This is a genomic window from Cereibacter changlensis JA139 (genome assembly GCF_003034985.1).
GTDB lineage: Bacteria > Pseudomonadota > Alphaproteobacteria > Rhodobacterales > Rhodobacteraceae > Cereibacter > Cereibacter changlensis.
Genome location: NZ_PZKG01000188.1, coordinates 1 through 6,252 on the forward strand (window position 1 = coordinate 1; position 6,252 = coordinate 6,252).

The 6,252-nt window shown below is 57.7% G+C and carries 6 protein-coding genes; 2 read left to right on the top strand and 4 right to left on the bottom strand.

Going from position 1 to position 6,252, the window contains the following annotated elements:
* The 4 genes from tviB to C5F48_RS21300 all read right to left on the bottom strand — a co-directional run.
* Positions 1–1,211, bottom strand: a 1,211-nt coding sequence (gene tviB, locus C5F48_RS21285; RefSeq protein ID WP_107665776.1) for a Vi polysaccharide biosynthesis UDP-N-acetylglucosamine C-6 dehydrogenase TviB, incomplete at its 3' end; no start/stop codon positions are given.
* Positions 1,212–1,222: 11 nt separating this feature from the next.
* The gene (locus C5F48_RS21290; RefSeq protein ID WP_107665771.1) at positions 1,223–2,236 is read right to left on the bottom strand and encodes an NAD-dependent epimerase/dehydratase family protein; all 1,014 of its coding nucleotides are present in this window, start codon (positions 2,234–2,236) and stop codon (positions 1,223–1,225) included.
* A gap of 39 nt (positions 2,237–2,275) precedes the next feature.
* Positions 2,276–3,394, bottom strand: coding sequence for a glycosyltransferase family 4 protein (locus C5F48_RS21295; RefSeq protein ID WP_107665772.1), 1,119 nt, complete (start codon positions 3,392–3,394; stop codon positions 2,276–2,278).
* A 4-nt stretch (positions 3,395–3,398) separates the two neighbouring features.
* Positions 3,399–3,794, bottom strand: a complete 396-nt coding sequence (locus tag C5F48_RS21300; RefSeq protein ID WP_107665773.1) for a MarR family EPS-associated transcriptional regulator — start codon at positions 3,792–3,794, stop codon at positions 3,399–3,401.
* Positions 3,795–4,445: 651 nt separating this feature from the next.
* Between C5F48_RS21300 and nusG the strand changes: the two genes are divergently transcribed.
* A complete protein-coding gene (nusG, locus tag C5F48_RS21305) occupies positions 4,446–4,985 on the top strand; it encodes a transcription termination/antitermination protein NusG (protein WP_170139744.1) in 540 nt (179 codons plus the stop codon).
* Between the two features lie 348 nt (positions 4,986–5,333).
* Positions 5,334–6,152: a replication initiation protein gene (locus C5F48_RS21310; protein WP_107665775.1), complete on the top strand. Its 819-nt coding sequence runs from the start codon at positions 5,334–5,336 to the stop codon at positions 6,150–6,152.
* Positions 6,153–6,252 lie beyond the last annotated feature (100 nt).

The following is a 6,252-nucleotide window of genomic DNA, read 5'->3' on the forward strand; positions in this document are numbered from 1 at the left end:
CCGTGGCGACGCAGATCGTCCGCGTCACGCTCGCGGAACATGTCATGTGCCACAGCGAGGATGATACCCTGATAGGCGGCGAGCTCCGGCTCCTGAACAAGGCCGATGCCGTATTCCGCCTGTGCCTCGGCAGGATCGGCCCAAGGATCGCACACATCGACAGAGACGCCGTAGTCTGCCAGTTCCCTGACCACATCCGTCACCTTGGTATTGCGCAGATCAGGGCAGTTCTCCTTGAAGGTCAGCCCCAATATGAGAACCTTGGCGCCGTTAACTTGGATACGCTTGCGCAGCATCGCCTTGACTAGCTGGCCAGCGACATAGGCCCCCATCCCGTCATTGATCCGTCGGCCTGCGAGAATGACCTGGGGGTGATAGCCTAGTTCTTCCGCCTTGTGGGTCAGGTAGTAGGGATCGACGCCTATGCAGTGGCCCCCGACCAGTCCGGGCCGGAAGGGCAGGAAGTTCCACTTCGTTCCCGCGGCCCTCAACACGGCGTCGGTATCCAGCCCCATCCGGTTGAAGATGACGGCGAGCTCGTTCACCAGTGCGATGTTCAAATCCCGCTGGGTGTTCTCGATGACTTTGGCGGCCTCAGCGACCCGGATGCTTTCGGCCTTGTAGGTGCCGGCCGTGATGATCGAGGCGTAGAGCTGGTCCACTGTCTCAGCGACCTCAGGAGTGGAGCCCGAGGTGACTTTGCGGATCGTGGTCAGGCGGTGCGCCTTGTCGCCGGGGTTGATCCGTTCCGGGCTGTAGCCGCAGAAGAAGTCGACGTTGAACTTCAAGCCCGAAACACGCTCTAGCACAGGAACGCAGTCTTCTTCCGTCGCACCAGGGTAGACCGTGCTCTCGTAGACAACAATGTCACCAGCCTTCAAAACCCGACCGACCGTTTCAGACGCCTTGATCAATGGCGTCAGGTCGGGCTGCTTGTGCGCATTGATCGGCGTCGGCACCGTCACGATGTATATCTGAGCCGCGGACAGATCTGTCGCATCGCTTGTGAAGCGAAGATGCGCGGCCTCGCCAAGCTCCTCCGGGGTGATCTCGCGGGTCTGATCATGCCCGGCTTCGAGTTTCGCGATCCGGTCCTTGTTGATATCGAAGCCGATCACGGGGCGGATCTTGGCGAATTCCACGGCCAGAGGTAGACCGACATAGCCAAGCCCGATGATGGCAAGGGTCTTGATATTTTGCTCAGAGGTCATCGTATCCATGCTCATTTCTGGTAATATTCCCGGAACCACTCGACAAAGCGGGCAATGCCATCGCGGAAGTCCGTCTGCGGGCGGTAGCCAGTGAGGCTTTGAAGTAGATTTGCATCTGCCCAAGTTGCAGGCACGTCGCCCATCTGCATCGGCATGTAGTTGCGTATGGCCTTCTTGCCGAGGCAGTCCTCGATGGCGTCAATGAAGTCGAGTAGCTTCACCTTGTCAGAATTGCCGATGTTGACGATACGGTAAGGCGCCACCGGCGAAAGATTGTCGCCGGGAGCTATGTCGTCTTTCGAGGCAGGGCGGACCGGGGCGGTGTCGATCAGAAGTCTGATGGCGCGGACGAGGTCATCGACGTAGGTAAAATCGCGATACATGTCGCCGTGGTTGTAGATGTCGATCGGGCGATCATCGAGAATGGCATCGACGAACTTGTAGAGCGCCAGGTCCGGGCGTCCCCAAGTTCCGTAGACGGTGAAGAAGCGGAACATTGTCGTGGGCAAGTTCCACAGGTGGGCATAAGCGTGCCCCATGCTTTCCGTCGCCTTCTTCGTCGCGGCGTAGATGGTCAGCTGCGTGTCGGCTTTTTCGATCTCAGTGAACGGCATCTCATCGTTCGCGCCGTAGACGGAAGACGTGGAGGCCATGAGGAGGTGCTTTACCTCGAGGCGCCGGGCCGCCTCCATAACATTGAAGGTGCCGATTACGTTAGCATCCAGATAGGCCCTCGGATTTTCCAAGCTGTAACGGACGCCAGCCTGGGCCGCGAGGTGGACGATCACGTCGGGCCGGAAATCGTCCGCTACCCGGTCGAACAGCTGCTGATCCTCCAGCATACCCTCGGTCGCGGTGAAGCCGGGTTTCTGGAAGAGCATTGCATGGCGGCGCTGCTTGAGGCGAACGTCGTAATAGTCGGTCATCCCATCATAGCCATGCACCACGAACCCCTCGTCGAGGAGCAGTCGGGCAAGGTGGAAGCCGATAAATCCGGCGGTTCCGGTTACAAGAACACGTTTCATTCGATGGCATCCAGTTTGAAGAAGGTCGTTGTCATGCAGCTATGCACAGTTCGAGGCCAGGCTCTGGATGGCGGACCGGTAGGCTCCGACAACGATCCTCTGGTCATATTCGTTTTCCATCTTCGCGCGCCCAGCACGTCCCATAGCAGCACGCTCTGCAAATCCAAGGCGAAGGAATTTCTCACAGGTGGCGACGAGACTGTCTGCACTACGGACTTCACATAGGAAGCCAGTTCTTCCGTCTTCCACGACCGCCCGACAGCCTGGAACGTCGGTCGTGATAAGGGGGCGGGCCATGGCGGCGGCCTCGATCAGCGTCCTGGGGGCTCCCTCGCGATAGGAGGGCAAGACGACGCAATGCGCTGCCTCGATCACGGGACGCACATCGTCGACCGTCCCGAGATACTCGATAACACCCTCCTCTTCCCACTGCCGGACGGTGTCGCGGTCTATGGCAGAACGGTTTTGAGCGCCGGCGGCCCCTAGGAGCTGGAAGCGGACCTGAGGATGGACGGATTTGACGCGCCGGGCCGCCTCGACATATTCGAGAACGCCCTTGTCGCGCAGAAGCCGCGCAATCATCAAGAAGACGGGGCCCTCGTCTGTTACCGGGTAGGCTGCCGGGGGAAAGCGATCTAGATCGATCCCCGATCCCGGCAGCAGGCGCGCTCTGCTCTCCGTGACGATACCGAATTGGAGGAAGAGGTCACGATCGTCCGCGTTCTGGAAGAAGACGATTGGGAGGTTGCGGAACGCAGCCTTGTAGAGCGCCACTGCCACACGCTCCAGCACACCACCTGAAAGAAACGCTGTCCCAAGACCTGTTACATTAGGCACAAAAGGGATGCCGGCTGATTTCGCGGCGAAAGCGCCGAAGATATTGTTCTTGATGGTGAAGCTCAGAACAATGTCTGGCCACAACTCGCGCAGGGCGCGCCTCATTCGAAAGATGAGGTGGAGATCCTGTGCCGGATTAAGGCCTTTTACGTTCATTTCCAGGCGGCGGATCTGACATCCAATGGACTGCAGCTTCGCGACGGCGTCATCTTCCGGAGCAAGAACCGTCACTGAGTGGCCGTCCGCGATCAACGCCTCGACAAGAGGTTTACGGAAGTTCCAGACATTCCAGGCAGAGTTTACAGAGATGATTATGTTCATGACATCATACGCGGCGAGTGCTTGCTTCGCTTTTTAGCGCTACCTGAGTCGGAGAGATGGCCGTATCTGCTCTCCAACCCGTTTCACCCTGCAAGCTCTCAATCTCTGCCCTCAGGGCTTCATATTCGGCGATCTTCCGATTCAGGAACCCGGCTGTCAGATCCGCTTTCGCACTCAGTCCTGCTGGCGTTAGGATATATGCATACCGAAGCTTTTTTTCCGAATTCCGGAAATTCCGAATCTTCACGAGGCCCTTCTTGGTAAGAGCATTCAGGACATAGTTGACCTTGCCCAATGCAACCCCGACTTCCTCAGCCAGCTCACGCTGGCTGATCTCTGGTCGTTGTTCCAGCAGCCGGAGCAGACGGAAATGCACATCCTCTTGAAGTGCCCGATTCATGCTACTAGGCAAGCGCGCATTCTTCGATCAAAGGTGCCGCAAAAGAAGAAAACCACGCTCTTCCTCATTCATGTCATCTGTATCTGAAAGGAAATATGACGCATCATCTGCGCGGACGCTGCCGAACTGGAACACGCTGTCTTCATCGCATCTCGACCTGATCGCCTCAACAAGCTCCGGGCGAACCCGCGGCGGCGCGCTGCGCGATGGTCCTATGGTGGCATGCACACCGCGGGTCATGATGACCTTGCGAAGAGCCTCGGATCCCCGGGACGGAGCCCCTCTCATGAACAAGGGTAGAAAGCAGGTTCGTCAGAGTCTCTGGATCCAGAACGCCTCTTTGGATCGCCTGGATACGACGTGCTGTCGCGGATCGATCAAGTAACAAAAACAAAGACATAAATACGGATTTCACCTGCGTCTACCTTGTTGCTGGTTATGCTTACGCACGGCCATTCGCATGACGCGAAGCCGGTAAGCATATGTGAAGGCACAGCCTTTTGCGTGGCGATGCTTCACCATCGCTCTCATAGCCAAAGCCGCCACGAAAGGCGAGTACTTCTCGCTTTGATCATCCCGCTGATTGTATTTTTGCCAGAGAAAACTTGCGAAGGGCGTCTACACGTGTTCAGAAGTGAACGGTGGGATGGGATGCCGATGCGTTTGGTAAAGAACGAAGATTTTGTGACGATGCGGTGGCACCTGGTGCTCTGCAAGCCGAACCAGCATCACATAGCCCGCAGATGTCTTTCCCGACTTGCCTGTGAGGTCTTCCTGCCGCAACTGCACGCCGAGCGTCGCTGGCGGGGACGGATCCTCAAGGAGCTGAGGCCGGTCTTTCCTGGCTATCTCTTCGTGGGCATCGATCCGGCCCGACCGCTCTGGCAGCCGGTGCGGACGGCACAGGGTGTGTCGCGCATCATCGGATTTGGCGAGCAAGGTCCAGCCGTTGTTCCGGCCGAAATCGTGGCCGGTCTGATGGCGCGGTGTGACGTCGATGGCGTTCTTCATCCGGTACGGGAAGAGCTCTCGGTCGGTGACAAGATCAAGATCATCAGCGGCCCTTTCGCAAATTTTGTAACATCAATCGACAAGATCGATGCGGATCGGCGTCTACATGTTCTGCTTGATCTCTTGGGGCACCCCACCAAGGTTTTGCTCGATCCGTCTATGGTGGTCCTTCGCAGCTGATTGTCAGGAAGTTGTCCTATCGGCTCCGGGGATTCTCTCGCATCTGCGGATGGCTCTTTCGCGCCTTTTGACCTCCGTCGGTTCGTTCTTCTCTTCTTTATTCTTCTTTTTCTTCTTACTTCAGAGCCGGTAAGGCATTGTATAATAATATAAAAATGCCGCAAAAAGTAGGTTTGGGGCTGGTTTGGAGTAGTTTTGGGGCCGTTTCCGAGTAGGGATTGGGCCGAAATGGAGTAGTTTTGGGGCCGATCCCCGCGACGGATTGCCACTTATCCACAAGCAAAGGATTGTTGCGGGCTCCGTTCGAGTAGTTACGGTGGCTAAGGTAACTACCCGGAAGGTTCGGCCATGACGACCAGCCCCAAAACTACTCGAACACTCGACGTGAGGCCCGGCATGGGCGAGATGGTGAAGCCTGTTGAGCTCATCGAGTTCAGGGGTGCGGCCAGACTGACCCTCCATGATAGGCGCCTCTACAACATCCTCCTGCACCACGCTTTCGGACCAGATCTTGCGACGGAAAACCGCCGGTTCGAGATTGCTCTCTCGGATCTCAAGGATGGCCATGACAGCAACGACAGGCTGATCCAAAGCATCGAGGCGCTGATGCGAACGGTGGTGACGATCCGGCGCGGCAACGGCCGCACCGAGCGTGTTCAGCTCCTGGGCTGGAACGACATATCGGATCCTGACCGGACGCGGGGGACACTTCGGTATTCGATGCCGCCGGAACTGGCGGTCCTTCTGCGCGACAGCACGGTCTTTGCAAAGCTGGAGATCGAGGTGATGCGCAACTTCACGTCGAAGTACGCCTTGGCGCTCTATGAGGCGGTGTCGCGACGGGTGCGCTTACGCCATATGATGACGGAGCTGCTGGACCTCAGCGACTTTCGCGAACTCCTGGGTGTGGAAGGCGGCAAGCTGGAGGGTTATGGCAACTTGAACAAGTTCGCGATCAGCCCGGCTCTTGTTGAGGTCAACGCCTTGGCGGAATTCTCCGTCAGTGTTCATCCTCAGAAGACGGGCAAGCGGATCACCGGCGTCCTTCTCGGCTGGGCGATGAAGGACGAGGGCGGTCGCAGGGCTGCTTGGGCCGAGTTGCAGCGCCCCAGAGTTGGCCGCCGCGCCCGCATCACCGGAACGGTTGAGCCTTGGACACCTGAATAGGTCTCCGACTTCTTCACACCCCATCTGCAAGGCCTCGCTAGGCAAAGTTGTAAGGGTAGCCGGAAGATCTTTCGGCAGCCGTCCATATCCAATAGTAACA

Bases quoted from the DNA above. Each gene is read 5' to 3' on its own strand.
- C5F48_RS21310 (WP_107665775.1), top strand. From the start codon at position 5,334: ATGACGACCAGCCCCAAAACTACTCGAACACTCGACGTGAGGCCCGGC.
- C5F48_RS21300 (WP_107665773.1), bottom strand. From the start codon at position 3,794: ATGAATCGGGCACTTCAAGAGGATGTGCATTTCCGTCTGCTCCGGCTG.
- C5F48_RS21295 (WP_107665772.1), bottom strand. From the start codon at position 3,394: ATGAACATAATCATCTCTGTAAACTCTGCCTGGAATGTCTGGAACTTC.
- nusG (WP_170139744.1), top strand. From the start codon at position 4,446: ATGCCGATGCGTTTGGTAAAGAACGAAGATTTTGTGACGATGCGGTGG.
- C5F48_RS21290 (WP_107665771.1), bottom strand. From the start codon at position 2,236: ATGAAACGTGTTCTTGTAACCGGAACCGCCGGATTTATCGGCTTCCAC.